The sequence below is a fragment of the Streptomyces sp. NPDC048516 genome (genome assembly GCF_043199875.1).
Lineage (GTDB): Bacteria > Actinomycetota > Actinomycetes > Streptomycetales > Streptomycetaceae > Streptomyces.
In genome coordinates this window covers 209,215-234,445 of the sequence record NZ_JBICWS010000009.1, presented here as the reverse complement: position 1 = coordinate 234,445, position 25,231 = coordinate 209,215, and the positions used below count along the sequence as shown (strand labels likewise).

Here is a 25,231-nt window from a genome sequence, read left to right as displayed (position 1 = left end):
CAATTCTCCTAAACTGGGCGATATTGCTCCATTGAAGCGATATTGCTCCATTGAGCTGACAGGCTGGCGATGATGACCTCGGAGAATGCCGTGCCGGGCGGGTCGGGCCGCGCGTGGGACATGGCGAAGGCGGCCACGGCCGAACTGGACGGACAGGGGCGGGTCATCGCGTGGACCCGGGCGGCGGAGCGGCTGCTCGGCTATCCCGCCGAGGAGATCCTGCACCGTCCCGCGGCGGAGCTGCTGGCGATACCCGGCGACGAGGCGCGGGTGGCCGCCGTGGCCCGGTGGTGCCGTTCGGGGGACGGCTGGGGCGGGTCGGTCGCGGCCCGTCACCGGGACGGCCGGGATCTGCAGCTGGCGGTGCAGGTCACGCCGCTTCTCGATCGCATCGGCCAGGAACGGTGGTCCGTCCTCGCACTGGAGGAGTGGCGGATGCCGGGCGGCGGCGTGAACCAGCTGATGCTCGAACCGTTCCTGGCGCATGCACCGGTCGGCATGGCGGTGCTGGACACCGGTCTGCGGTACGTCTGGGTCAACGAGGTACTGGAGCGCCTGATCCCGCTCGACCGGCGGCTGGGAAAACGGGTGGCGGAGGTGTTGCCGAAGCTGGAGGCCGAGGCGTTCGAGGAGCGGATGCGGCGGGTCCTGAAGACCGGGGCGCCGGTGATGGACTATGAATTCCGCAGCCCCACTTACGCGGACCCCAACCAGGAGCGCGCCTACTCGGCGTCGTTCTTCGGGCTGGAGGATCCCCAGGGCCGGCGCATCGGCCTGTGGTACATGGTCATCGACGTCACCGAACGCTGGCGGGCGCAGGAACGCCTGGCGCTGCTGAACGACGCCAGTGTGCGGATCGGCAGCACGCTGGATGTCACCCGGACCGCACAGGAACTGGCCGATGTCGCCGTGCCGGCGCTCGCCGACTTCGTCGCCGTCGACCTGCTGGATTCGGTCCTGCGGGGCGCCGAGCCGGTTCCCGGGCCGGTCGGCAACACCCCCACCATGCGCCGCTCCGGCCAGCAGTCGGTGCACGAGGGATGCCCGGAGGCCGGGCCGGCCGTGGGGGAGGCCGTCCGGCGCTCCCCCTCGTCGCCCATCGCCCGCTGCCTGCTCAAGGGCGAATCCCTCGTGGAGCCGGTACTGGACTTCGCCACCAGCTCCTGGGTCACCGAGGACCCGGTCCGGGCCGACGTGATCCGCGCCTTCGGTTTCCGCTCGGTGATGGTGGCGCCGGTCAGGGCCCGGGGCATCACCCTGGGCGCGGCGACGTTCTTCCGCTCCCGCCGGCTGGGGCCCTTCGTGGCTGACGACGTCCGGCTCGCCGAGGAGCTGGTGGCCCGGGCGGCGGTGTGCGTCGACAATGCGCGCCGCTTCACCCGCGAGCGCGCCGCGGCCCGGGTGATGCAGCAGAACCTGCTGCCGCACGAACTGACCGGCGGATCCGCCCTGGAGGTGGCGTCGTGGTACTTCCCCGCGGACGCGCCGAGCGGCGTGGGCGGCGACTGGTTCGATGTGATTCCGCTGTCCGGGGCGCGGGTCGCCCTGGTGGTGGGGGATGTGGTCGGCCACGGCATCAACGCCGCGGCCACGATGGGGCGGCTGCGTACCGCCGTACGGACTCTGGCCAACCTGGATCTGCCGCCCGATGAGCTGCTGGCTCGGCTGGACGACCTGGTCATCGGCCTGGTGAAGACGCAGGGCGCCGACCCGGCGGCGGACGCCGGGAACCCGAGCGTGGCCTCGACGTTCATGGGGGCCACCTGCCTGTACGCCGTGTACGACCCGGTCAGCAGGCGGTGCAGCATGGCACGTGCCAGCCATCTGCCACCGTTGATCGTCGGCCCTGGCGGCGCCGTGGACTGCCCCGATCTGCCCGCGGGACCGCCGCTCGGCCTCGGGACGCTGCCCTTCGAGTCCGTCGAACTGGAACTGGCCGAGGGCAGTCTGATCGCGCTCTACACCAACGGACTGATCGAGACCTGCGACCGGGACATCGGCGTCGGGCTGTCCCGGCTGAGCAACGCCCTCGCGGTGCCCGGGCAGACGCTGAAGGAGATCGGCGGAAATGTGGTCAAGGCGCTGATGACCGGACCGCCGTCCGATGACGCCGCGCTGCTGCTCGCCCGGACCCACGCCCTGGACGCGCACCACGTCGCCTCCTGGGACCTGCCCACCGACCCGGCCGTGGTCGGCAGCGCCCGTGCTCTCGCCGGGCGGCAGCTGTCCGAGTGGGGCATGGACGATCTGCAGTTCACCACGGAGCTGATCGTCAGCGAACTGGTCACCAACGCCATCCGCCACGGCACCGGACCGATCACGCTGCGCCTGATCCGGCAGGACGCCCTGATCTGCGAGGTCTCCGACGCCAACAGCACCTCGCCGCGTCTGCGCCACGCCCGGACCACCGACGAGGGCGGGCGCGGGCTGTTCATCGTCGCGCAGGTCACCCGGCGCTGGGGCACCCGCTACACCCCCACCGGCAAGATCATCTGGACCGAGCAGAGCATGCCGTCCGAAGCCGGGTCCCCCGTCGGGGAAGGCTGAGCCCGGATGTCCGGTCCGGAGGGCCGGGCATCCGGGCATCCGGGCATCCGGGCATCCGGGCATCCGGGCATCCGGGCATCCGGGCATCCGGGCATCCGGGCATCCGGGCATCCGGGCATCCGGGCTCAGCCTCAGGGGTGGGCCGGGACTCGTTCGTCCTCGCCGGAGACATGGCCGCAGTCGTCCCCGGCCGCGACGGGCCGGCCGACGAGACCGCGCCCCGGCAGGTCGACGTAGTCGCAGTCGGCATCGGCCACGACGCGTCGGGGCGCGGCGCCGGACGGGCAGGCCGTGAGATGGGCGGCCACGAAGGCCGCGCTGGTCCTGGTGATATCGCGGGTGAGCCCGAGGGGCAGCAGCGAGCGGGTCTCTGCGATCGCCTCGTCCTCCCCGGCCCGCAGCACCACCCTGACCTGCGGTGCCACACCGTGGGCGGCGACCGCGACGGCGATGTTGTCCAGTTCGTGGGAACCGACGGCGGCGAGCGCCCGTGCCCGCGCCAGTCCGAGCCGCGCCAGCACCGCACGGTCCTCGCCGTGCGCCAGCACCACGGGTATCCCCATCGACCGGGCGAGGCGCAGGTTCGGGGCGGTGGGCTCGCGCTCGACACCGATGACGGGCACCCCCAGCTGGCGCAGCGTCTGGCACAGTCGCAGCCCCACCTGCCCCAGCCCCACCACGATGACGTGACCGGCACGGGGCAGCACCCGCGGCCCCAGGACGCCGACCAGCCGGGGGCCGAACAGCCGGTCCACGATGCCCGCGGTCAGCAGCGCGGTGAACCCCACCGTCACCAGCATCGCCACGGCGGAGACCACCTCGTACACGGGATGGCCGGGATGCGGCGCGGCAGGTCCCACCCCTGCGACCACCCGGGCGGCTTCCAGGAAGGCGGTGCTGGCCGGCTGGTGGAACACGCCGACCAGCCACATCCAGTCCGCGGCCAGTACGGCGACGATCCCCAGCAGCCCGATGAGCAGCAGGCGGGCGTCCGCGTCATGCGGCTGCAGCTGCCCCCTCAGCCGCCCGAGCAGCGCGCGCCGCCGGGCGCCCGCGCTCGCCCGCCACGCCGTCTCCACCAGGTGTTCCCCGGGCCGCCGGACCGCCACCGCACCCTGCCCGTCGTCCCATACGGCCAGGGCGTCGGGGTCCACACACAGTCCGGCCAGCGTCGGCGCCAGGAGGTCGGCGGGCGAGACCGGCACACAGTCGCGCAGCAGCAACCGGAGCTGCTGCGCCACGGTGCGGTCGAAGACGGTGACCACGATCCGGACGGCGTCGCAGACATGGCGTACCGCGAGCGCATAGCGCAGTGCGGACAGGTCGTCACCCACGAGGACGGCCACCCCGGCCGGCCGTGCGGCGAGCGCCCGGCGCAGGGCCTGGTCGTCCGGTGCGGCGAGGTGGTCGACCGGGTGTCCGCTCTCCTCCAGGGAGGCGCAGACCCGGCGCGCCAGCGTCGTCGCCCCGATCACCACGGTCCCGGGGGCCTGGCCCGCCGCGCTCGTGGCCGGGTTCGTCCCGGGCTCTTCGGCCTCATCTTCGGCCCGGGACCTCACACGCTCCGGTCCCGCCCGGTGCTCCGGCGGCTCCCCCGCGGAAGCGTCACCGCGTGGTTCACCAGGCGTTACGTCCCTGGACCCGCTGCCGTCTTCCCCCGCTGATGGGGTGGCGGGCACAGCGTGCGGCGGGGCGGTACGGGTCGGTCGGGCGGAGGGAAGGGTGGCCATGGAGTCCCCTTGCTCGTCGGCCGTCGGAAGGGCCGAACTCACGCTAGGGCGCCCGCGGTCCGAGGCATCTGTCCCACTGACCAAGGGTTCGCCGGGGGTGTTGTCCGCCCGCACCAGCGGTCGTCGCGACGGCCGGTGCCAGGGGCAGGGAGAGCGGCAGATGAGAGCCACCCACCACCCATAGCCCCGGAGCGCGAGCCCCTTTTCCGCCAATCTTCATTGGCCTGACGAACAGCTCTCGAAGGGGAATTTGTCCTCTCTCACAAATACGCCGCCGCGCACCGCCACATACGCTTACGCAAATCCCAATCCGGACGTGATGCGGCTCACCTCCCACAAGGAGGGGGCCCCAGCGCGGAGGTGCGATCAGCGCTCCCCCATCCGCGCGGGGCATCCGAAGGCCACGGCCCGCTCGTCGTGCCCTCGTACTACGTCAGGGCCATGATCGCCGCCTGAGGGCACCCGGCCCTGTCCTGCGTCCGGCCACCGAGGCGATCCCAGCAGTCACCACGTGCATGACCCCTCCAACCCTCAATGGATGTCGCAGATGACTACATCTCCCCCCAACCCCGTGGCCGCTCCGCCCGCTCCCCCGGGGCACGGGCAGGACCCGCAGCAGTCAGGCCTGCAGTCGGGCCTCAAGAACCGCCATCTGTCCATGATCGCCGTGGGTGGGGTCATCGGTGCCGGTCTCTTCGTGGGCTCCGCCTCCGGCATCGCGGCCGCCGGCCCCGGCATCCTGCTGTCGTACGCCCTGGTCGGCGCGCTGGTCGTATTCGTGATGCGGATGCTCGGTGAGATGGCGGCCGCCAACCCGACCTCCGGCTCCTTCTCCGCCTACGCGGACCGGGCGCTGGGCCGCTGGGCGGGCTTCTCCATCGGCTGGCTGTACTGGTTCTTCTGGGTCGTGGTGCTCGCCGTGGAGGCGACCGCCGGTGCGGCCATCCTCACCGGTTGGATGCCGGCCGTCCCCCAGTGGGCCTGGGCGCTGATCGTGATGATCGTCCTCACCGCCACCAACCTCGCCTCGGTCGCCTCGTTCGGTGAGTTCGAGTTCTGGTTCGCCGGCATCAAGGTCGTCGCCATCGCGGCCTTCATCGTCCTCGGCGGCCTGGCGATATTCGGTGTACTGCCCGGTTCCCACAACGCGGCGACCGGCTTCAGCAACCTCACCTCGCACGGCGGATTCCTTCCGCACGGGCCGACCGCGATTCTCACCGGCGTCCTGATGGTCGTCTTCTCCTTCATGGGCAGCGAGATCGTCACCCTTGCCGCCGGTGAGTCCGAGGACCCGGAGCGCGCGGTCACCAAGGCCACCAAGAGCGTGATCTGGCGGGTCGGCATCTTCTACCTCGGCTCGATCCTCGTGGTCGTCTCCCTGCTGCCGTGGAACGCCCCCTCGATCGCCAAGAAGGGCTCCTACGTCGCGGCCCTCGACTCGATCGGCATTCCGCACGCCGGCCAGATCATGAACGTCATCGTGCTGACGGCCGTGCTCTCCTGTCTCAACTCCGGCCTCTACACCGCCTCCCGGATGGCCTTCTCGCTCGGCCAGCGCGGCGACGCCCCGAAGGCCTTCGCCCGGACGAACTCGCGGGGCGTGCCGCAGGCCGCGATCCTCGCCTCCGTCCTCTTCGGCTTCATCGCGGTCGGCTTCAACTACCTGTGGCCGGACACCGTCTTCCAGTTCCTGCTGAACTCCTCGGGCGCGGTCGCGCTCTTCGTCTGGCTGGTCATCTGCTTCTCGCAGCTGCGGATGCGCGGGATCATCCTGCGCGAGAACCCCGAGAAGCTGGTCGTCCGGATGTGGCTGTTCCCGTACCTGACCTGGGCGACGATCGCGATGATCTCGTTCGTGCTGGTCTACATGCTCACCGACGACAGCGAGGGCGGCGGCCGGATCCAGGTGCTGCTGTCGGTGCTCCTCGCCGTGCTGGTGGTCGGGGTTTCCCTGGTCCGCGACCGGCTCGGCAGCCGGGCCGCCGAGAAGGCAGCCGTCACTTCCCGCTAGCCACAGGGTGGCCGGACGGCCACCGAACCCCGTGCCGTACGGTCGGCGGGTGCCCCGCACCCGCCGACCGTACGGCGCAGCGGTGCCACTACCCTTCTGGCCACGCACCTTTCCTCTCCGCCCACGAGCCCACGACCGGAAGGCCGCCGAAAACCATGCCCGCGTTCAGACGCCGCAAAGGCAGCCTTCCCCGCCTCGTCCCCGAGCTCGACGACGTGACCCTGGGGAAGGTCCGGCGACGCGTCGAGACCTGCTGGTCCCGCGGTTCGCTGGACACCGCCGTCATGGCGCTGCTGGCGGACGCGATCAACGACGCCGGCGAGGACTGGGACCGCAAGGCCCACCGCCTGGGGGTGCTCGCCGGGTCGGCGGGGCGGTCACTGCCCGGCATCTGGCGCCAGCACAGCCCGAAGGACCATGGCGCGCTGCTGCTCCACGCCTGGTCGGACCTGCTCCATGCCCGGCAGCAGGGCTCCTCCGTCGACCTGGACGCCACCCGCGAGACCTGCCGGCTCGCCGCCGAGCTGCTGCCCGCCGACCCCACCCCGTGGACGGTGCACCTGGCCACGCTCCGCGTGGAGCAGCGCCCCTCCACGGAACTGGCAGCCATCTGGCGCGAGATCAAGGCCCGCGACCCCTGGAACCGCGAGGCGCATCTGCAGGCCCTGGGCTATCTCTCGCCGGACGAATGCGGCTCCAGCGCCCTGGTGCTGGACCTGCTCGACGGTGTCCGCTCCCTGATGCCGACCGATGCCCCCGCCGCCGGTCTGGAACTCACCTCGCTCGTCCTCAGCCACCAGCGGGCGGTCGCCGAGGGCGGCATGACGGCTCTGGGCGCGGGCGAGATCTGGCGGCGCCCCGACGCCGCCCGGGCTCTCGACCAGGCCGCGCACTACTGGCCGGGCCCGGGGTTCCTCCGGCACGCGACGGCCCTGGCCGACCTCAACCTGCTGGCCTACGCCCTGATCAAAGCCGGCCGGACGGCCGAGGCCGGGACCGCGCTGCGCGCCACGGGAGGGGTGGCGACCATCTGGCCGTGGAGCATGGACGGCGACCCGCTGGAGCGGTACTCGCACTTCCACGGCCGCTACGCGAGCGGTGACCCCGACGGCGGTTCCGCGGGGCGTGGCCCGTCCTGGCGTCGGTGACGCTCCGGACCGCCGGCGCCCGTCGCGCGCGCCGTGCGTCGCCCTTCCGCCCCTGGTCCAGCAGGCCGGCCCCGGCCGAAGAACGCCATCAGCCGGTGCACCATCCTGCGGAACAGGCCCTTGCGGGCTGAGGACGGGACCGCGGTGACGGCGGCCGGCGGCTCGGCGGGCGGTTCGGCGGGCGGTTCGGCGGGCGGTTCGGCGGGCGACTCAGCCGACGGCTCGGCGGGCGGTTCGGCCGATGGCTCGGCGGGCGGTTCGGTCGGCGGAGGCGCCGGGCTGGCCGGCTGCTGCGTCGTGGCGTGGTCGGCGGGGGTGGGCGCGGGTACCGGCTTCGTGCGTCGGGCCTCCGCGCGGACGAGCGCGCCGAGAGCGGCATAGACATCGAGGGGCATGCCAAATCTCCTGCGGTGGAAGTGCCGGAACGGATGACGGCAGACCGCGTTCGCCCCATGGCCCCGTGACGGGGTGGGGTGGGTGAGGCGGCCGGGCCGGCTCAGCAGCGCAGGACGGACACGCGAGGTGGCGATGCGGGGGCAGCGGCCGTGACGGCGGCCCCGGAAGAGGCGTCCTTCGACGCGGTGAGGAACTGCGCGACGGGAGAGTCCCCGAGCGCCTTGCCACCGGCCCCGGTGGGGACCTGATGGCGCAGATGACAAGCCGAGGCGTCGCACACGCGGCGGACGCCGCTGCCGGGATGCTTTCCGCCGCCGGTGGACGCCGGCAGCGGTCCCGCCGTGACGCAGGTCCGCACGGCCGGGCCCGGCGCGGCGGGGGCGCCGGCGTGCGGAGGGCAGCCGTGGGCATCGGAGGCCGGGCCATGGGAGCAGCCGGTGGTGAGTGCGGTGTGCAGTAACGCCAGCAGCGCGACGCAGAGCAGCACACGCCAGCCACCGGTTGCCGCAAAGCGGCCGGTGCCGACGGTGTCGCGCATGCGCTTCTCCCACCCTTCTTCGAGGAGGGGATCCCCTGGAAGCGGAAGGGACACTCGCGATACGCCGCAAGAGAACACAAAACCACTCGATCCGGCTATGTCATCGCACGCACGGACTTCGTACACCCGCCCCTGGGGGTGAACGCCTGGTTCCGGTCGGCTCCGGCCCCGTGCCGGTGACGCCTACGGCGCGGACGCCGGGCCCGGGCCGCAGGACCCGCCGGTGTCCCGGCGACGCCGGGCCCCGGGCCCCGGCGACGCCCCGTTTGTCCGCCTCTGCGGTGGGCGCCATTCTGGGGACATGGCCCCCACTGCAGGCCCGGACACGGTCTCCGGCTGGGCCGTCCGGCGCCCCGGCCCCATGGCCTCCGGGCCGCTGACCGCCGTCCGCCGTCCGGCCCCCGAGCCGGGCCCGGGGGACCTGCTGCTCGGCGTGGAGGCCTGCGGTGTGTGCCGTACGGATCTGCATCTGGCGGAGGGTGATCTGCCCCCGCACCGCCCGTCGACCGTCCCGGGCCACGAGATCGTCGGCCGCGTGGTCGCCACCGGCGAGGCGGTGACGGCGTTCCGCACCGGTGACCGGGCCGGCGGCGCCTGGCTGCGCGGCACCTGCGGCGTCTGCCGGTACTGCCGCGCGGGCCACGAGAATCTCTGTCCGGCCTCCCGGTACACCGGCTGGGACGCGGACGGCGGTTTCGCCGATACGGCTCTGGTCCCCGCGGATTTCGCCTATCCGCTCCCGGACGGTGCGGACGCCGCCCACCTGGCACCGCTGCTGTGCGCCGGGATCATCGGGTATCGCGCGCTGCGCCGCAGCGCACTGCCCTCCGGCGGCAGGCTCGGCATCTACGGTTTCGGCGCCTCGGCACATCTGGCCGCGCAGGTCGCCCTGGCCGAAGGCGCGACCGTCCATGTGCTGACCCGGTCCGCCCAGGCCCGTGAACTCGCCCTAGATCTGGGCGCGTCCTCAGCCGGCGATGCCTACGACCGCCCTCCCGAACCGCTGGATTCAGCGATCCTCTTCGCGCCGGTGGGCGATCTGGTGCCGGTGGCGCTGGCGGCGCTCGACCGTGCGGGCACGCTCGCCGTGGCCGGGATCCATCTCACCGACATCCCTCCGCTCCACTACCAGCGGCACCTTTTCAACGAGCGGAATCTGCGCAGCGTGACCGCCAACACCCGGCAGGACGGCCGGGAGTTCCTGGCGACCGCGGCGAGGATCGGCATCCGGGTCACCGTCAGCCCCTACCCGCTGAGCCGTGCCCCACAGGCACTCACGGATCTGGCCGCCGACCGGGTGCAGGGCGCCGCCGTGTTGACGCCCTGAATCCCTGGCGCCTTGCCAAGCATTCCGGTACCTCCGTTCCGGGCGGCCGTTCACCGGCCGATCCGCCCGCGGCGGCCCTCGGGGCGCGGCGGCACTCGGCGGTGCGCCGCCCGCTGTGCTGTCGTGGCGCCACGCGCCCGCCACACACCGTGACCACCGCTCCGACTAGCTGCCCCCTCCCGGTGTGCCGCACCATGGAGAGGAGGCCGTGAATGATGACATATCCGGTGAAGCGGTGGCGGGGTCGACGCTCCGGCTCCGGAGGGCGGATACGGCGACCGTGGCTTACGACGACGGCTTCCGGCATACGGAGGCGGTGCAGGAAGTGACCGCACGGGTCCTCGGGGCTACCGGGGCTGAGCTGACCGCGGTCTATGTGCCCGCCGAGGGGAGCGGCGCTCTTCAGCTGGCCGAGATGGTCGGCGGTACCGGTGCCCCCTACGGACTGCCGGCGAGCTTCCCGCTGTCCGGCAACTCCCCGGTCGCGGCGGCCTTCCGCACCGGCCTTCCCCTGTGGCTGAGCCCGACGGAGCTCGCGCAGTACGGCGTCACCGCTCCCCCGGGCAGCCCCGGTGCGGAGCCCTGGGACGGCGCCGGGGCACTGCCGTCCGATGTCTCACTGGGCGTGCTGCCGCTGGGCGGGGACGCGAAACGGCTGGGGTGCCTGGTCGTCATGGACAAGGCACCGGACGCCTTCGACGCCGACCGCCGCCATCTGCTGGAACTCCATGCCGACCAGGTGTCCGCGGGGCTGGAGGCCGTCGCCGCCCGGGTGATGGCCCGCACGGAGCGGCGGTCGCTGCTGGGACCGGGGCTGGACACCCTCCGGGGCGGCGCCTTCACGCTGATGCTGGGCACCGGGCGGATCGATGCGGACGGCCAGGTACTGGAGCTGTTCGGGATCGCTCCGGAGCACTTCGACCGGCGGGTGGAGACGCTGTTGGAGTGCACCGCACCGGACGACGTTCCCGCGCTGATGTCGATGGTGGAGCCGGGCCGGCTGCCCTCCCCCGCCCAGCAGCTGTCGATCCGTATCCGAAGGCCCAACGGCGAGCTCCGCTGGCTGAGTCTGCGCTGCCGGGTGCTGGTCGACGCCGCCGGCGCCCCGGAGCGCATGCTGGGCGTGGTTGCCGACGCCTCCTACCTGCGCCCCAGTGCGGACGAGGTCTCCATCGTGCAGCGGCTGTCCGCCGCGCTGGCCGGCGCCACGACCATCCGCGACGTCAGCCGGGTGGTGGTCGGCGCCCTGCGGATGCCGCTGGGCGCCGACCGGGTGGCGGTGGCCGAGCTGGAGGCCGACCGGTTCGTGGTGTCCGTCCTCGACCCGCCGGAGCCCGACGCCTGGCCCGCGGTGTGGCGGTCCGAGTGGAGATCCGAGTGGCCCGATGCGTCGTGCCACTCGATGCCCTCGCTGGAGAGCGTGGTCCGGGGCGGCCATGTGGCGCTGTGGCCGCCGGGGGCCGCTCTCGAACCCGACCTGGCGGGCATCGGGCCCGGCGGCCTCGCCGTCCTGCCGCTGCCGGCCGGCGGCCGGATCGTCGGGGTGTGCCTGATCGGCTGGGACGAGGAGCACCCGTTCGGGCCGGAGGAACGGTCCCTGCTGACCGCGACCGCGGGTCTGGTGGGCCAGGCCCTCGTCCGCGCCCACGCGCTGGACGCCGGGCATGAGCTCGCCACGATGCTCCAGCGCAGTCTGCTGCCCCGCAAGCTGCCGTCGCTGCCCGGCGGGGTGGCCGTCGCCCGCTATCTGCCCGCCACGATGGGCCTCGAAGTGGGCGGCGACTGGTACGACGTCATCCCGCTGTCCGACGGACGGATCGCGCTCGTCATCGGCGATGTGGAGGGCCACAGCGCCGGCGCCGCCACGATCATGGGCCAGATGCGCACCGCGATCCGGGCCTACGCGGTCGAGGGGCACCCGCCCGACGTGGTGGTCTCCCATGCCAACCGGCTGCTCCTCGGCATGGAGACCGATCTCTTCGCGACCTGCTGCTATGTGGACCTGGACATGGAGGAGGGCATCGCCTGGTTCGTCCGGGCCGGGCATCTGCCGCCATTGCTGCGGTACCCCGACGGCAGCACCGAGGAGCTGTCGGTCGAGGGCGGTCCTCCGCTGGGGGTGGCCGCCGAGGGGGAGTTCCCGCTGACCGAGGTGGGCCTGGCCCCCGGCGCCGTGCTCGTCCTGCTCACGGACGGCCTGGCCGAATCGGCCACGCTCCACCTGGACGACGGGATCCGCCGGGTGCGCGAGCTGCTTGCCGCCGCCGACCCTGCCGACGCCGGACAACTCGCCGACCAGCTGCTCGGCGAGACGAAGCGGCGCGACGACGATGTGGCAGTGCTGGTGCTGCGCTACGACGGCATGCGCGTCCGCCCGACCCGGGCGCACTGGACGGTGTGGCGGCTCCCCGACGCCGTCATGCACGCCCGCCGCTTTACCGCCCGCACCCTGCGCTCCTGGCAGGTGAGCGAGGAGCTGGACGTGGCCCAGCTGGTGGTGTCGGAACTGGTCACCAACGCCATTGCCCATACGCAGGGGGAGGTGCGGCTGGATCTGACCCTGGCCGGGGACCGGCTGCGGATCGCGGTGAACGATGCTTCGCCCCGCGCACCCGTCAAGCCGACGACCGTGGACTGGGAGTCGACCGGCGGCCGCGGGCTGCTGCTCGTCGAGGCGATGTCGGCGTCCTGGGGCTCGGTGCCGCTGAGCGGCGGCAAGCAGGTGTGGAGCGAGATCACCCTGCAGCCTCACGAACAGCTCGACGCCGAGGGGGCGGGGGCGCCGGCCGGCGCGGACGGCCGGCGGGAGGGGAAGGGGGTTCCCTGAGGTGCGTGCTCTTCTACGGGGAGCTGCCGCCGTCCTGGCCGGGCTGTGCCTGCTGGCCGGGCCGGCCGCCTGCGGCAAGGCCGGCGGGGTGCACGAGCCGAGCGGGCCCGCCTCCGGCGGCGCCCTGAAGATCGGTGTGCTGCTCCCGGACAACACCTCGCGCCTCTACCACTTCGACAAGCCGCTGATCGAGAAGAAGATCCATCAGCTCTGCCCCGAATGCACGGTGGAGGTCGTCAGCGCGGAGCACGATGTGGCCACCCAGCAGCAGCAGATGGACGCGATGATCACCAAGCGGGTCCGGGTGCTGATCCTGGACGCCGTCGACTCCAAGTCGCTGCGCTCGCCGGTCGAGAGCGCGCGGGCGGCGGGAATCCCGGTCGTCGCCTACGACCGCCTCGTGGAGGGACCGGTCTCGGCGTATGTCTCCTTCAACGGCAGGAGAGTCGGCGAGCTGCAGGGCGAGGCACTTCTCCAGGCACTCGGCGACAAGGCACGCGGCGCGCAGATCGTCATGATGAACGGCGATTCGACGGATCCCAACTCCGCCTGGTTCAGACAGGGCGCGCTCGACGTGCTCCGGGGCAAGGTGAAGATCGGGAAGGCCTACGAGACCTCCGGGTGGCGGCCGGAGAACGCCAACAGCAACATGTCCGCCGCCATCTCGGCTCTCGGCGCCGGGAACATCGACGGTGTCTACTCCGCCAATGACGGGCTGGCGGCCGGCATCATCTCCGCCCTGCAGGCCGCGAAGATCTCTCCGTTGCCGCCCGTCACCGGCCAGGACGCCGAACTCGCCGCCATCCAGCGCATCGTCACCGGCGCTCAGTACATGACCGTCTACAAGCCCTTCGCGCCCGAGGCCGGCACCGCCGCCGCCATGGCCGTCGCACTGGGCCGCGGCAAGAAGCTCGACGGCATCACGACGCACACGATCAACAGCCCCACCACCCGGGGCATCCCGGCGGTGCTGCTCACCCCGGTCTCCGTGACCGTGCACCGGATCAAGGACACCGTGGTCAAGGACGGCATGTACACGATCGAGCAGATCTGCACCCCCAAGTTCGCATCCGCCTGCCGGAAGGCGGGACTCACCAGGTAAGGCAGGTATCTCCATGGAGCCCGGCCCAGCCCTCCGACGACCGGTACCGGCGCCGCCCCTGCTGGCGCTGCGCGGTATCTCCAAGCGGTACGGCGCCGTGCAGGCCCTGGCGGACGTCGAACTGGAGGTCCGCGCCGGCCAGGTCGTCGCGCTCGTGGGCGACAACGGCGCCGGCAAGTCCACGCTGATCAGGGTGGTCGCCGGGGTCGATCCCGCCGATGAGGGCGTGATCGAGTGGGATGGCCGGCCCGCCCAGATCACCCGCCCCCACGAGGCCCAGGACCTGGGCATCGCCACCGTCTACCAGGACCTCGCGCTGTGCGACAACCTCGACGTGGTCGGCAATCTCTTCCTGGGCCGCGAGATCCACCGGGCCGGTGTGCTGAACGAGGTGGAGATGGAGCGCCTGACCCTGGACCTGCTCGACATGCTGGCCATCCGGATGCCCGACGTACGCCTCCCGGTCGCCTCGCTCTCCGGCGGCCAGCGCCAGACCGTCGCGATCTCCCGCTCGCTGCTCGGCGAGCCCAGGCTCGTGCTCCTCGACGAACCCACCGCGGCCCTGGGCATCGAACAGACCGCCCAGGTCCTCGACCTCGTCGACCAGCTCCGCGAACGCGGGCTGGGGGTGCTCCTCATCAGCCACAACATGGGTGACATCAAGGCGGTCGCGGACTGGGTCGCCGTCCTGCGGCTCGGCCGCAATAACGGCTTCTTCGATGTGACGACCACGTCCCACGAACAGATCATCTCCTCGATCACCGGGGCCACGGACAACGCCGTGTCCCGCCGCAAGACACCCGGGTGGGAGGGGCAGCCATGAGCAGGACCTGGGCCCTGCGCAAGCAGCGGCCGTCCGGCGTGCAGGGCACCACCGGCGGGGCGGTGCCCCCTGCCGACCGGCGCCGCCTCGCGCCCGATTTCGGGGCGCAGAACCCCCTCGACATGCTCCGGCGGAGGTACCACAGCGGCGAGCTCGGCTCGGTGCCGGTGGCTCTCGGCCTGATCGTGGTGTGGATCATCTTCGAGAGCCTGAACGAGAACTTCCTCTCGCCGCGCAACCTGTCCAATCTGACCGTCGACATCGTCGGCACCGGCATGATCGCGGTCGGTGTGGTCTTCGTTCTGCTGCTCGGCGAGATCGACCTCTCGGTGGGGTCGGTGAGCGGCCTCGCGGCGGCCGCCTTCGCGGTGCTGACCGTGAACCATGGCGTACCGGAGGGGCTTGCGCTGCTGGTCGCGGTACTCGGGGGCACGGTGATCGGGGCCGTTCAGGGGTTCTTCTTCGCCAAGGTCGGGGTGCCCGCCTTCGTGGTCACCCTTGCGGGTCTGCTGGGCTGGAACGGCCTGATGCTCTACGTCCTGGGCTCCAGCGGCACGATCAACATCGACGACAAGGGCCTGCTCGCGATGCTGACCAGCTATTACTTCAACAATGTGGCCGCGGCATACGGCCTGGCGGTGCTCGGCACCGCCGGCTACTTCCTGGTGTCGTACCGCGACGTGCGGCGGCGCAGGGCCGCCGGGGTGCCCGCCCGGCCGCTGAGCGAGATCCTGCTGCGCACCGGAGTGCTGGCGGTGATCGCCCTGGCCGCGGCCGTGGTCCTCAACCAGTTCCTGGGGCTTCCGCTGGCGCTGCTGATCTTCCTCGTCGTGCTCGTCGGCCTCGACTGCGTGCTGCGCCGCACGCGCTACGGACGCATGATCTTCGCCCTCGGCGGCAGCGTCGAGGCCGCGCGCCGCACCGGCCTCAATGTGGACCTGGTCCGCATCTCGGTCTTCATGGTGTCCGGCACGATGGCCGCGGTCGGCGGTCTGTTCCTGGCGTCACGCGTCACCTCGGCCAGTCAGACGTCGGGGGCCGGCCTGCTGCTGATGGACGCCATCGCCGCCGCGGTCATCGGCGGCACCAGCCTGTTCGGCGGACGGGGCCGGACCTGGTCCGCCCTGCTCGGTGTCCTGGTCATCCAGTCGATCGCCTCCGGTGTGGCCCTCATGGGCATCCGGACGGCCGTGCAGTTCATGATCACGGGCGGGGTGCTGCTGATCGCCGTGGTCATCGACTCGCTGTCGCGGCGGGCACAGAAAGCGCACGGGCGGGTCTGACGCGCCCGTGCGCCGGGCCGGGGGCCCCGGAACGCCACCGGCCGAGCGGGCGTTTGCGCCACGGCAGGCCACGGAAGACCTCAGCCGATGCACCCGATCCTGCACGCCCTGTCCCTCGCCGGATCCATGACCTGGGAGATCACCTGGGCGCTGATCCTGGGCTTCGCGCTGTCCGCGGTCGTCCAGGCCGTGGTGCGCACCTCCACCGTGGTCGGTCTGCTCGGCGACGACCGTCCCCGCACCCTGACGCTGGCCGCCGCGCTGGGTGCGGCGTCCTCCTCCTGCTCGTACGCCGCGGTCGCGCTGGCCCGGTCGCTGTTCCGCAAAGGCGCGCACTTCACGGCCGCGATGGCGTTCGAGATCGCCTCCACGAACCTGGTGGTCGAACTCGGCGTCATTCTGGCGCTGTTGATGGGCTGGCAGTTCACGGTCGCCGAGTTCGTCGGCGGACCGGTCATGATCGTCGTGCTGGCCGTGCTGTTCCGTCTCTTCCTGCGCGACAAGCTGCTGCGGCGCGCCCGTGAGCAGGCCGAGCGGGGGCTGGCCGGCTCCATGGAGGGGCATGCCGCGATGGACATGTCCGTCCACCGCGAGGGGTCCTTCGCGCGGCGGCTGTTCTCCGCCGAGGGCTACACCTCGACCTCGCACGTCTTCGTCATGGAATGGGCCGCGATCATCAAGGATCTGGTGCTCGGCCTGCTGATCGCCGGGGCCATCGCCGCCTGGGTCCCCGACAGCTTCTGGCGCGCGTTCTTCTTCGACGGACACCCGCTGGCCGCGAAGGTGTGGGGGCCGCTGATCGGACCGCTGGTGGCGATCGCCTCGTTCGTCTGCTCCATCGGCAATGTGCCGCTGGCGGTGGTTTTGTGGAAGGGCGGGATCAGCTTCGGCGGGGTGGTCGCCTTCATCTTCGCCGACCTGCTGATCCTGCCGATCCTGCACATCTACCGGAAGTACTACGGGACCAGGATGGCCCTGTTCCTGCTGGTCACGTTCTATGCGTCCGTCGTCGTCGCGGGCTATGCGGTGGAAGGCGTCTTCGGCGGAGTGGGGCTGATCCCCCGCCAGGCCGACGCGACGATCCCCATGTCCGGGGTTTCCTGGAACTACACCACCTGGCTCAACATCGCCTTCCTCCTCCTCGCCGCCGCGCTGGTCCACCGCTTCCTGCGCACCGGGGGCCGGGCCATGCTGCGCGTGATGGGCGGCACGCCGCCTGACGGCCCCCGGGCTCAGCCGGCGCACGGCGCCAGCGGGCATGGCAGGTCGGGGCATGACGGCACCGGACACGGCAGCACCGGACACGGCAACGGCCACGGTCCGCGCTGACCGGTGGCGAAGGGCGAGTGCGGGCCGAAGGGGCCGAATGGCCCGTGCCGGAGCGGGCGAGGTCGAGCACCCTGGAGGTGTGGGCGCGAATGCGCCGAGCGCGCCAGGAACGGAGCGAGGCCATGAACGATCTCATCACCGCCGGTGTGGACGGTACGCCCGAGTCCCTGTCCGCGATCCTGTGGGCGGCACACGAGGCGCGGCTGCGCCATGCGCGCCTGCGGCTGCTGCATGCCTGGGTGCTGCTCGCACCCGAGCCGGTGCCCCATTCCCTGGAGGAGCTGCAGGAGGGGGACCAGAACTACTGGCCCCACCGGATGATGGAGGAAGCCGTCACCGCGGTGCGCACCCGTTTCCCCGGCCTTGCGGTGGAGCCGGTCCTGGTGCCCGCTGATCCCCTGGAGGCCCTGCGGAAAGCCGCGGGAGAGTCGGACCTGCTGGTCCTCGGCTCACGGGACCTGGGCCCGGTGTCCCGCTTCGCCCTCGGCGAGCTCGGACTGAAGCTGGTGGCGCACACCGAGTGCCCCACGGTGCTGGTACGGGCCCGGCCGGGCATCGCGGCGGCCGGGCAGGACGGAGAGGTGGTGGTGGGGGTGGGCCTGCACGGACCGTGCGAGGCACTGCTCGCCTTCGCCTTCGACAGCGCCGCCCGCCGGGGCGCCGCGCTGCGCGCCGTGCACGGCAGGCACCTGCCCTCGTACGCGTACAACCGGGGCGGCGGCGTGGAGCCGGTCCTCGCCGAGGAGGCGGCGCGCGACGCGCGGCAGGAGCTGGCCGCGGTGCTGCATCCGTGGCGGGAGAAGTACCCGGACCTGCGGGTGAACGAGCGGGTGGTGATGGAGAGTCCGGCGCCGGCCCTGTTGCACAGCGCCGCGGACACCCGGCTGCTCATCGTCGGCCGGCGGCACCGGCGCCGGTTGCCGGCACCGCGTATCGGCCATGTCGTCCAGGCGGCCGTCCACCACGCTCCGTGTCCGGTGGCAGTGGTGCCGCACGAGTGACCACGCGACGGCGCGCGTCCACGGTCTGAGACGGCCGGTGGCCGGCGCCATGACGGCCCGCGGCGGAAGGCGGATGATGACGGTGAGAGGTCATACCGGCGGGACCGGCTGCCGAGGGCATGACGGCTCCGCCCACGGCCCCAGGCGGCGGCCCCCGGCGGAAGGCGGCAGCCCCGGTGGAAGGCAGAGGTGAGCCATGACAACGACAGTCGAATGGCCCGTCCGTCTCTACCTCTTCGAGGAGGACGGGACGACCAAGGCACGTGTGGTGCTCCGGACCGGAACCACCACCCTCACCGGGCACGGCACGGCCCGCTGCAGCCCCGAGGACAGGGACGTACCGGAGATCGGCGACGAGATCGCGGCCGGGCGTGCGATGAGGGACCTCGCGGGGCAACTGCAGCGGGTGGCGGATCTTGATCTCGAAGGGGTCGGGGCCGCGCCGCCCCGGCACGACCACCGCGCCGCGTACGGCTGGGCCGACGCGATGGCGTGAGACCGGTGCGGGCGCCGTGACCGGCGGGCCGGTGCCACGGCGCTCCCTGGAAGGAGCCAGCCATGTCGGATGCGACGCTCACCGACCTGTACGAAGTGACCATGGCCCTCTCATACCTCCACGAGGGCATGACGGAGCCGGCGACCTTCAGCTGCTTCGTACGGGCCCTGCCGCCGGAGCGGGGGTTCCTGATCGCCGCCGGGGCGGAGACGGTCCTCGACTTCCTCTCCGACTTCGCTGTCGGACGCGATGATGTCGAGGTGTTCGCCGAGGCGCTGCAACGGCCGGCGCGGGAGCTCGCCCCGCTGGTGGGGATGCGCTTCACCGGCGAGGTGCGGGCCGTGCCGGAGGGCCGGGTCGTCCTGGCGGGTGAACCGCTGCTGGAGATCACCGCTCCGCTGCCGCAGGCGCAGTTCGTGGAGCCGTATGTGCTCAACCACCTCACCCATCAGACGACCATCGCGTCCAAGTGCGTCAGGTGCGTGCTCGCCGCACGGGGGCGCTCCGTCGTGGACTTCTCGCTGCGGCGCACCCAGGGGACCGCCGCCGCCTGCCAGGTGGCCCGGCTGGGTGCCATGACCGGATTCACCGGCACCAGCAATGTGGCGGCCGTGCACGCCGAGGATCTGACGGCGGTGGGCACGATGGCGCACTCCTACATCGAGGCTTTCGGGGACGAGGAGGCGGCGTTCACCGCGTTCGCGCTCCGCCATCCCGGACCGGTGACCTTTCTGGTGGACACCTACGCCACCGAATCCGGCGTCGCGGCAGCGGCCAGGGTGCTCAACGCGCTGGGGCGCGGTGACGGTTCCGCCATCCGGGTGGACAGCGGTGACCTGGCAGAACTGGCCTTCCGTGCCCGCGCGATCCTGGACAACGCGGGGCTTCCGCAGGTCCGGATCGTCGCCAGCGGCGGGCTGGACGAATTCGCCGTGCACGATCTGGCACGGGCGGGAGCGCCGATCGACGTCTTCGCCGTGGGCACCCGGATCGGGGTGAGCGCCGACGCCCCCTCGCTGGATTCGGCGTACAAGCTCGTCGCCTACGACGGCCGCCCCCTGATGAAGCTGTCGGCGGCGAAGGCGACCGCGCCGGGCCGCAAGCAGGTCTTCCGCCGGCCGGGGTGCCACGACGTGATCGGCCTGGCCGAGGAGCCGGTCCCCCCGGGCAGTACGCCACTGCTGGAAACGCTGATGCGCGGGGGCGTGCGCAGGACGCCGCGCGGCCGCCTCGAGGACGCCCGGCGGCGGGTCGTGGCCGATACCGCGGAGCTGCCCGTGACCGCCCGGTACATCCGCTCGCCGCAGGCCGTCCGGGCGAAGGTCTCGAAGCGGCTCGCCGCCCTGACCGAGCAGGTCCGGCGGCGGATCGAGCGCGAGGCCCTGGCCCCGTTCGGCTCGCACGCCTGAGCCGCCGCGGGCTTTCCTCCGTACCGTCGTCGTATGGCGGACAAGCAGGGCGGCAGCGGCGCCGGGAAGCTGTCGCGGTCACGGTACGAGCCGGAGCTGTACCGGCTGCAGACGGAGCTGGTGAAGCTCCAGGAGTGGGTACGCACCGAGGGCGCCCGGCTCGTCGTGGTCTTCGAGGGGCGTGACGCGGCCGGCAAGGGAAGCACCATCAAACGGGTCACCCAGTACCTCAACCCCCGGGTGGCACGGATCGTGGCGCTGCCCCGGCCCACCGAGCGCGAGCGCACCCAGTGGTACTTCCAGCGCTATGCGGAGCACCTTCCCGCGGCGGGCGAGATGGTGCTGTTCGACCGTAGTTGGTACAACCGGGCCGGCGTCGAACGGGTCATGGGCTTTTGCACACCGGCCGAACACCAGCGGTTCCTGCGGCAGTGCCCGGTCTTCGAGCGGATGCTGGTGGAGGACGGGATCCTGCTGCGCAAGTACTGGTTCTCGGTGAGCGACGAGGTGCAGGAGCAGCGGTTCCGGCGGCGGCTGGCGGACCCCACCCGGCGCTGGAAGCTCTCGCCCATGGATCTGGAGTCGCTGACCCGCTGGGAGGAGTATTCGCGGGCCAAGGACGAGATGTTCGTGCACACGGACATCGCGGAGTCGCCGTGGTACGTCGTCGAGAGCGACGACAAACGCCGGGCCCGGCTGAACATGATCGCCCACCTGCTGTCGACGGTGCCCTACCGCGCCGTCGCGCCGCCGGAGCTGACCCTGCCGCCGCGGCCGCCGGCCACCGGCTACCAGCGGCCGCCCCGGGATCTGCAGACCTATGTCCCCGATCATGCGGCCGGACTGGAGACATAGCGCCGAGCCCCGGTGCCGGCTCAGGCGGTCCGGGGCACGACCGCCACGGGGCAGGCGGCGTGGCGGAGAGCGGTGTGCGCCACCCGGCCGGGCTGCGGACCGAGGTGTCCCTGGCGGCGCTGCGCTCCGACCACCAGCAGATCGGCCGCGGCGGCGCGGTGCACCAGGACCTTGTGCGCCGGTCCTTCGACCACGACGCGCTCCACCCGCACCGCCGGATGCGCGCCGGCCGCCTTGTCCAGGGCATCGTCCAGCAGCGCCGTGGCCTGCTGCTCGTGGGAGCGGTGGGCTCTTGCGGGAAGCTGCGGGGCGTCGGCCGTCCCGGGGGCCGGGCGGCGCCAGGCGCAGACCGCCTCCAGCGTGCAACCGCGGGCCTCGGCCTCCCGGAAGGCGAAGCGGACGGCCGCCATTTCACCGGCCGGGTCGGCGACGCCGAGGAGGATGCGCCCGTGTGTGCCCGCGAGTCCGGCCGGGTCACCGCGTACCACGATCACCGGGCACCGGGCGCGGGCGGCGACCGCCAGGCTGACCGACCCGAGCAGCAGACCGCTGATCTCCCCGTGTCCCCGCGCCCCCAGGACCAGGGCCGAGGCATGCAGGCCCTCGTTGAGGAGGACGGTAACCGCGTCGTCGGCCAGCACCTCCGCCGTCACCCTGACGTCCGCACGGCGGTGGCGGGCGTGGTCGGCGGCGGACGCCACGATGTTCTCCGCGAGCACCTGCTCGACGGGGCGTTCCGGGGCCGGCGCCGACGAGGTGCCCTCATAGCGCTCCCACCGGGAGGCGTGGACGATCCGCAGCGGGAGGGTGTGGCGTGCCGCCTGGTCCACCGCCCAGTCCAGCGACCGGATCGCGGCATCCGATCCATCGGTCCCGACGGTCAGCGGATGCTCCATCGCCCCCACTTCCTTTCGCTCGCCCCGGCGACGGGGCCTACTGCCACCGTCGCACCGTGGTCCGGTGCGCGCAGGGGGGGCGGCCGGGCCGTCCCGAGGCCGTCCGGCCGGGACCGCGGCGGGCCGCACCGGGCCGCACCCCGCACACCGGGCCGGGGTGACGGAGGGCGGCGCGCCCATGGCCCGCAGTCGTGGTGCCATGGAAGGGACACACCGACGAGGTGCCATGGAAGGGACACACCGACGAACGGAACCGTCACCATGCGAACGGAACCGTCACCATGAGCGGCGCTCCCCTGGCCGCTTGTCTGCACTCGCTGCGGGCCGTGGTCTTCGACACCGACGGGGTCATCACCGACTCCGCGCGGATGCATGCGGCGGCCTGGAAGAGCGCCTTCGACGCGTGCCTGACGGCCGCGGGCGGGCAACGCCCCTTCGACCCGGTGGACGACTATCTGCGCTATGTCGACGGCCGGTCCCGGCAGGACGGGGCGGCCGCCTTCCTGCGCGCACGGGGCCTCGGTCTGCCACCCGGCACACCGGAGGACGCGCCGGGCACGGACACCGTCGGCGCCGTCGCGGCCCGCAAGGACGAGCTGTTCACCGCGCGCCTGCGGACCGAGGCCGTCACCACCTGGCCCGGCACCGTGCGGCTGCTGCGGGTGCTGTGGGACCTCGGGGTACCGTGCGCCGCCGTCTCGGCGTCCCGCCATGCCACCGAGCTGCTGGCCTCGGCCGATGTGCTCGGGCTCTTCCGGGCCGTGGTGGACGGCAACGAGGCACGCCGGCTGAACCTGCCCGGCAAACCGGACCCCGCGCTCTTCGTGGAGGCGGCCCGGCGGCTCGGTGTCCCGGCCGCGGACACCGCCGTGGTGGAGGACGCCCTCGCCGGTGTCGAGGCCGGCCGACGCGGCGGATTCGGCCTGGTGGTGGGCGTGGACCGGACGGGAGGGCCGTACAGTGCCACCGCCCTGCGCCGCCGTGGCGCCGATGTGGTCGTGGCCGACCCCGGCGAGCTGCTGACGGCCGGGGAGGGGGGATGACGAGCCCCTGGACCTGGCCGTACGACGGCCGGGGCGGGCGGATGACGCGCCCCTGGACCTGGTCGTACGAGGGGTACGACCCGGAGACGGAACGGCTGCGCGAAACGCTCTGTGCCCTCGGCAACGGCTACTTCGCCACCCGCGGCGCGGCGTCCGAGGTACCGGCCGGACCCGCGCACTACCCCGGCACCTACGCCGCCGGCTGCTACAACCGGCTCACCTCGCTGGTGGCGGGGCACCCGGTCGAGAACGAGGACATGGTCAACCTGCCCAACTGGCTCCCGCTGCGCTACCGGGTCTGCCCCGCCGACGCGGCTCCCGGCCCCTGGCTCTCCCCCGACCACCCGCAGCTGACGGAGCACCGGCAGACCCTGGACCTGCGGCACGGCACGCTGACCCGCTGGTCGGTCTACGAGGACGAGGCCGGCCGGCGGCTGACCGTGGAACAGTGCCGCCTGGTGCACATGGGAGAACCCCATCTGGCCGCGCTGCGCACCTGCTTCCGGTCCCATGGGTGGACGGGCACGGTGGAGGTGGAGTCAGGGATCGACGGTGCGGTGCGCAATGCCGGCGTCGCGCGCTACCGGGAGCTGGCGGACCAGCATCTGACGGGGTGGGAGACCGGGAGCGAGCGGCCGGACACGGTGTGGCTGAGCTGCCGCACCCTCGACTCGGACATCCGTATCGCGCTGGCCGCCCGCACCCGTGCCTCCTCCGGCCGGGGCGGGGCGCCCATGCCGCAGCTCACCGCGCTGGGGGCGTTCCACACCCTGGTCCTGCCCCTCCCCCTGGACTCCCCCGCGGTCGTCGAGAAGACCGTGGCGCTGTTCACCTCCCGCGACCCGGCGATCGAGAGCCCGCGGCATGCGGCCGTGGACTGTGTGGCCCTGGCCCCGCACTTCCGGCAGTTGCGGGCGTCGCACCGCCGCGCCTGGGAGAACCTGTGGCGGCAGGCCAAGCTGGAGGTCCCCGGAGAGGCGGGCGGGATCCTGCGGCTGCACCTCTTCCACGTCCTGCAGACCCTCTCGCCGCACACCGCCGAGCTGGATGCCGGGGTGCCGGCGAGGGGTCTGCACGGCGAGGCCTACCGCGGACATGTCTTCTGGGACGAGCTGTTCGTGCTGCCGTTCTTGAACCTGCACCTGCCACAGGTCTCCCGCGCGCTGCTCGACTACCGCTACCGGCGGCTGCCCGCCGCCTGCCATGCGGCGCGGGAAGCGGGCCGCACCGGCGCGATGTACCCGTGGCAGAGTGCCGGCGACGGCCGTGAGGAGACCCAGCAGCTCCACCTCAACCCGCGCTCGGGGCGCTGGCTGCCCGACTACTCCCGGCTCCAGCACCACGTCGGCTCGGCGATCGCCTACAACGTGTGGCAGTACGGACAGGCCAGCGGCGACACGGAGTTCCTGCACACCAGGGGCGCGGAGATGCTGCTGCAGATCGCCCGCTTCTGGGCCGCCTCCGCGGTCTGGGACGACGCCCTGGGCCGGTACCGCATCCGTGGGGTCGTCGGTCCCGACGAGTACCACGACGGCTATCCGGACGCCGCCGCACCGGGGGTGGACGACAACGCCTACACCAATGTCACGGCGGCCTGGGTGCTGATGCGTGCCCTCGATCTGTGCCGCACGCTCCCCGAGGCCCATCGGCGGCAGCTGTGCGAACATCTCCAGCTCGACCCCGAGGAGCCCGAGCGCTGGGAGGACATCGCACACCGGCTCCATGTGCCCTACCACCGCGGGGTGATCAGCCAGTTCGCCGGATACGGGGACCTCGCCGAGCTGGACTGGCACGGATACCGGCAGCGCTACGGTGACATCCGCCGGCTGGACCGGATCCTGGAGGCGGAGGGCGACACGGTCAACCGCTACCAGGCCTCCAAACAGGCCGATGTGCTGATGCTGGGCTACCTCTTCTCGCCGTCGGAGCTCGCTTCGGTGTTCCGCCGGCTCGGCCATCCCCTGGACGACGACATCTGGCACGCCACCGTCGACTACTACCTGCACCGCACCAGCCACGGCTCCACCCTCAGCGCCCTGGTCCACGCCTGGGTCCTGGCCCGCGTCCACCGTCCCGACGCCTGGACGTTCTGCGAGGAGGCGCTGGCCGGGGATGTGGCGGACGTCCAGGGCGGCACCACGGCGGAGGGCATCCATCTGGGGGCGATGGCCGGCACCCTGGACTTCGTCCAGCGCGGGATGACCGGCCTGGAGACCCGCGACCAGGCACTGTGGCTCGATCCTGCGCCGCTGCCGGAGCTCTCGAAGTTCGGGGTCCGCATCCGCTTCCGTCGCCACTGGGACATCGATCTGCGCATCCGCGCCGAGCAGGTACGGATCGAGGTACCGGCCTCCGAGAACGCCGCGGTGCGGGTCAGGCTGCGCGACCGCTCGTTCTCGCTCGCGCCCGGTACGTCCCGCCGGCTCGATCTGCCCGGCGACTGACGGAGGCCAATGGGCCCTGCCGGACA

Annotated in this window: 19 protein-coding genes; 15 read left to right on the top strand and 4 right to left on the bottom strand. The window is 72.4% G+C overall.

The features are described 5' to 3' along the window. Positions 1–69 precede the first annotated feature (69 nt). The gene (locus ACGFR7_RS20115; RefSeq protein WP_393320755.1) at positions 70–2,547 is read left to right on the top strand and encodes a SpoIIE family protein phosphatase; all 2,478 of its coding nucleotides are present in this window, start codon (positions 70–72) and stop codon (positions 2,545–2,547) included. Positions 2,548–2,678: 131 nt separating this feature from the next. Here ACGFR7_RS20115 and ACGFR7_RS20110 read toward each other — a convergent pair whose 3' ends face one another. Then, positions 2,679–4,106, bottom strand: a complete 1,428-nt coding sequence (locus ACGFR7_RS20110) for an NAD-binding protein (RefSeq protein ID WP_393320752.1) — start codon at positions 4,104–4,106, stop codon at positions 2,679–2,681. Between the two features lie 718 nt (positions 4,107–4,824). On the opposite strand from ACGFR7_RS20110, the gene ACGFR7_RS20105 reads away from it, so the two are divergent. Further along, positions 4,825–6,288: an amino acid permease gene (locus ACGFR7_RS20105; RefSeq protein ID WP_393320750.1), complete on the top strand. Its 1,464-nt coding sequence runs from the start codon at positions 4,825–4,827 to the stop codon at positions 6,286–6,288. 155 nt (positions 6,289–6,443) lie between these two features. After that, entirely contained in the window at positions 6,444–7,436 is a 993-nt protein-coding gene (locus ACGFR7_RS20100; RefSeq protein WP_393320747.1) for a hypothetical protein, read from the top strand. Here the strand turns inward: ACGFR7_RS20100 and ACGFR7_RS20095 are convergent. Both ACGFR7_RS20095 and ACGFR7_RS20090 read right to left on the bottom strand, forming a co-directional pair. Continuing rightward, on the bottom strand, positions 7,376–7,831 hold the full coding sequence (locus ACGFR7_RS20095) for a hypothetical protein (RefSeq protein WP_393320745.1): 456 nt from the start codon (positions 7,829–7,831) through the stop codon (positions 7,376–7,378). The genes ACGFR7_RS20100 and ACGFR7_RS20095 overlap by 61 nt on opposite strands. 101 nt (positions 7,832–7,932) lie before the next feature. Further along, complete coding sequence (locus ACGFR7_RS20090) at positions 7,933–8,370, bottom strand: hypothetical protein (protein ID WP_393320742.1); 438 nt, start codon at positions 8,368–8,370, stop codon at positions 7,933–7,935. 301 nt (positions 8,371–8,671) lie between these two features. Between ACGFR7_RS20090 and ACGFR7_RS20085 the strand changes: the two genes are divergently transcribed. The 10 genes from ACGFR7_RS20085 to ppk2 all read left to right on the top strand — a co-directional run bounded on the left by ACGFR7_RS20085 (position 8,672) and on the right by ppk2 (position 20,822). Further along, positions 8,672–9,697, top strand: coding sequence for a zinc-dependent alcohol dehydrogenase family protein (locus ACGFR7_RS20085; protein WP_393320739.1), 1,026 nt, complete (start codon positions 8,672–8,674; stop codon positions 9,695–9,697). Between the two features lie 415 nt (positions 9,698–10,112). Further along, entirely contained in the window at positions 10,113–12,524 is a 2,412-nt protein-coding gene (locus tag ACGFR7_RS20080; protein ID WP_393321017.1) for a SpoIIE family protein phosphatase, read from the top strand. A 1-nt stretch (position 12,525) separates the two neighbouring features. Then, positions 12,526–13,626, top strand: a complete 1,101-nt coding sequence (locus tag ACGFR7_RS20075; RefSeq protein ID WP_393320736.1) for a sugar ABC transporter substrate-binding protein — start codon at positions 12,526–12,528, stop codon at positions 13,624–13,626. A gap of 13 nt (positions 13,627–13,639) precedes the next feature. Next, positions 13,640–14,449, top strand: coding sequence for an ATP-binding cassette domain-containing protein (locus tag ACGFR7_RS20070; RefSeq protein ID WP_393320733.1), 810 nt, complete (start codon positions 13,640–13,642; stop codon positions 14,447–14,449). Beyond that, positions 14,446–15,732 carry a sugar ABC transporter permease gene (locus ACGFR7_RS20065; protein WP_393320731.1) on the top strand — a complete coding sequence of 429 codons (1,287 nt, stop codon included), beginning with the start codon at positions 14,446–14,448 and terminating at the stop codon, positions 15,730–15,732. The genes ACGFR7_RS20070 and ACGFR7_RS20065 overlap by 4 nt, the downstream gene beginning before the upstream one ends. Before the next feature lie 87 nt (positions 15,733–15,819). After that, the gene (locus ACGFR7_RS20060; protein WP_393320728.1) at positions 15,820–17,061 is read left to right on the top strand and encodes a permease; all 1,242 of its coding nucleotides are present in this window, start codon (positions 15,820–15,822) and stop codon (positions 17,059–17,061) included. Between the two features lie 122 nt (positions 17,062–17,183). Next, positions 17,184–18,062, top strand: a complete 879-nt coding sequence (locus tag ACGFR7_RS20055; protein WP_393320726.1) for a universal stress protein — start codon at positions 17,184–17,186, stop codon at positions 18,060–18,062. 196 nt (positions 18,063–18,258) lie between these two features. Beyond that, on the top strand, positions 18,259–18,558 hold the full coding sequence (locus ACGFR7_RS20050; RefSeq protein ID WP_393320723.1) for a dsRBD fold-containing protein: 300 nt from the start codon (positions 18,259–18,261) through the stop codon (positions 18,556–18,558). Positions 18,559–18,620: 62 nt separating this feature from the next. Then, entirely contained in the window at positions 18,621–19,967 is a 1,347-nt protein-coding gene (locus ACGFR7_RS20045; RefSeq protein WP_393320721.1) for a nicotinate phosphoribosyltransferase, read from the top strand. A 33-nt stretch (positions 19,968–20,000) separates the two neighbouring features. Next, complete coding sequence (gene ppk2, locus ACGFR7_RS20040; RefSeq protein ID WP_393320718.1) at positions 20,001–20,822, top strand: polyphosphate kinase 2; 822 nt, start codon at positions 20,001–20,003, stop codon at positions 20,820–20,822. 20 nt (positions 20,823–20,842) lie between these two features. Here the strand turns inward: ppk2 and ACGFR7_RS20035 are convergent, their stop codons facing one another. Beyond that, positions 20,843–21,718 (bottom strand): universal stress protein, encoded by an 876-nt coding sequence (locus ACGFR7_RS20035; RefSeq protein WP_393320715.1) that lies wholly within the window; start codon positions 21,716–21,718, stop codon positions 20,843–20,845. 281 nt (positions 21,719–21,999) lie between these two features. On the opposite strand from ACGFR7_RS20035, the gene ACGFR7_RS20030 reads away from it, so the two are divergent. After that, positions 22,000–22,761 (top strand): HAD family hydrolase, encoded by a 762-nt coding sequence (locus tag ACGFR7_RS20030; protein ID WP_393320712.1) that lies wholly within the window; start codon positions 22,000–22,002, stop codon positions 22,759–22,761. 41 nt (positions 22,762–22,802) lie between these two features. Continuing rightward, complete coding sequence (locus ACGFR7_RS20025) at positions 22,803–25,205, top strand: glycoside hydrolase family 65 protein (RefSeq protein ID WP_393321014.1); 2,403 nt, start codon at positions 22,803–22,805, stop codon at positions 25,203–25,205. Positions 25,206–25,231: the final 26 nt, after the last annotated feature.

Bases quoted from the DNA above. Each gene is read 5' to 3' on its own strand.
- ACGFR7_RS20085 (WP_393320739.1), top strand. From the start codon at position 8,672: ATGGCCCCCACTGCAGGCCCGGACACGGTCTCCGGCTGGGCCGTCCGG.
- ACGFR7_RS20035 (WP_393320715.1), bottom strand. From the start codon at position 21,718: ATGGAGCATCCGCTGACCGTCGGGACCGATGGATCGGATGCCGCGATC.
- ACGFR7_RS20060 (WP_393320728.1), top strand. From the start codon at position 15,820: ATGCACCCGATCCTGCACGCCCTGTCCCTCGCCGGATCCATGACCTGG.
- ACGFR7_RS20050 (WP_393320723.1), top strand. From the start codon at position 18,259: ATGACAACGACAGTCGAATGGCCCGTCCGTCTCTACCTCTTCGAGGAG.
- ACGFR7_RS20065 (WP_393320731.1), top strand. From the start codon at position 14,446: ATGAGCAGGACCTGGGCCCTGCGCAAGCAGCGGCCGTCCGGCGTGCAG.
- ppk2 (WP_393320718.1), top strand. From the start codon at position 20,001: ATGGCGGACAAGCAGGGCGGCAGCGGCGCCGGGAAGCTGTCGCGGTCA.
- ACGFR7_RS20030 (WP_393320712.1), top strand. From the start codon at position 22,000: ATGAGCGGCGCTCCCCTGGCCGCTTGTCTGCACTCGCTGCGGGCCGTG.
- ACGFR7_RS20100 (WP_393320747.1), top strand. From the start codon at position 6,444: ATGCCCGCGTTCAGACGCCGCAAAGGCAGCCTTCCCCGCCTCGTCCCC.
- ACGFR7_RS20045 (WP_393320721.1), top strand. From the start codon at position 18,621: ATGTCGGATGCGACGCTCACCGACCTGTACGAAGTGACCATGGCCCTC.
- ACGFR7_RS20115 (WP_393320755.1), top strand. From the start codon at position 70: ATGATGACCTCGGAGAATGCCGTGCCGGGCGGGTCGGGCCGCGCGTGG.
- ACGFR7_RS20080 (WP_393321017.1), top strand. From the start codon at position 10,113: ATGGTCGGCGGTACCGGTGCCCCCTACGGACTGCCGGCGAGCTTCCCG.
- ACGFR7_RS20105 (WP_393320750.1), top strand. From the start codon at position 4,825: ATGACTACATCTCCCCCCAACCCCGTGGCCGCTCCGCCCGCTCCCCCG.
- ACGFR7_RS20025 (WP_393321014.1), top strand. From the start codon at position 22,803: ATGACGCGCCCCTGGACCTGGTCGTACGAGGGGTACGACCCGGAGACG.
- ACGFR7_RS20070 (WP_393320733.1), top strand. From the start codon at position 13,640: ATGGAGCCCGGCCCAGCCCTCCGACGACCGGTACCGGCGCCGCCCCTG.
- ACGFR7_RS20090 (WP_393320742.1), bottom strand. From the start codon at position 8,370: ATGCGCGACACCGTCGGCACCGGCCGCTTTGCGGCAACCGGTGGCTGG.
- ACGFR7_RS20055 (WP_393320726.1), top strand. From the start codon at position 17,184: ATGAACGATCTCATCACCGCCGGTGTGGACGGTACGCCCGAGTCCCTG.
- ACGFR7_RS20095 (WP_393320745.1), bottom strand. From the start codon at position 7,831: ATGCCCCTCGATGTCTATGCCGCTCTCGGCGCGCTCGTCCGCGCGGAG.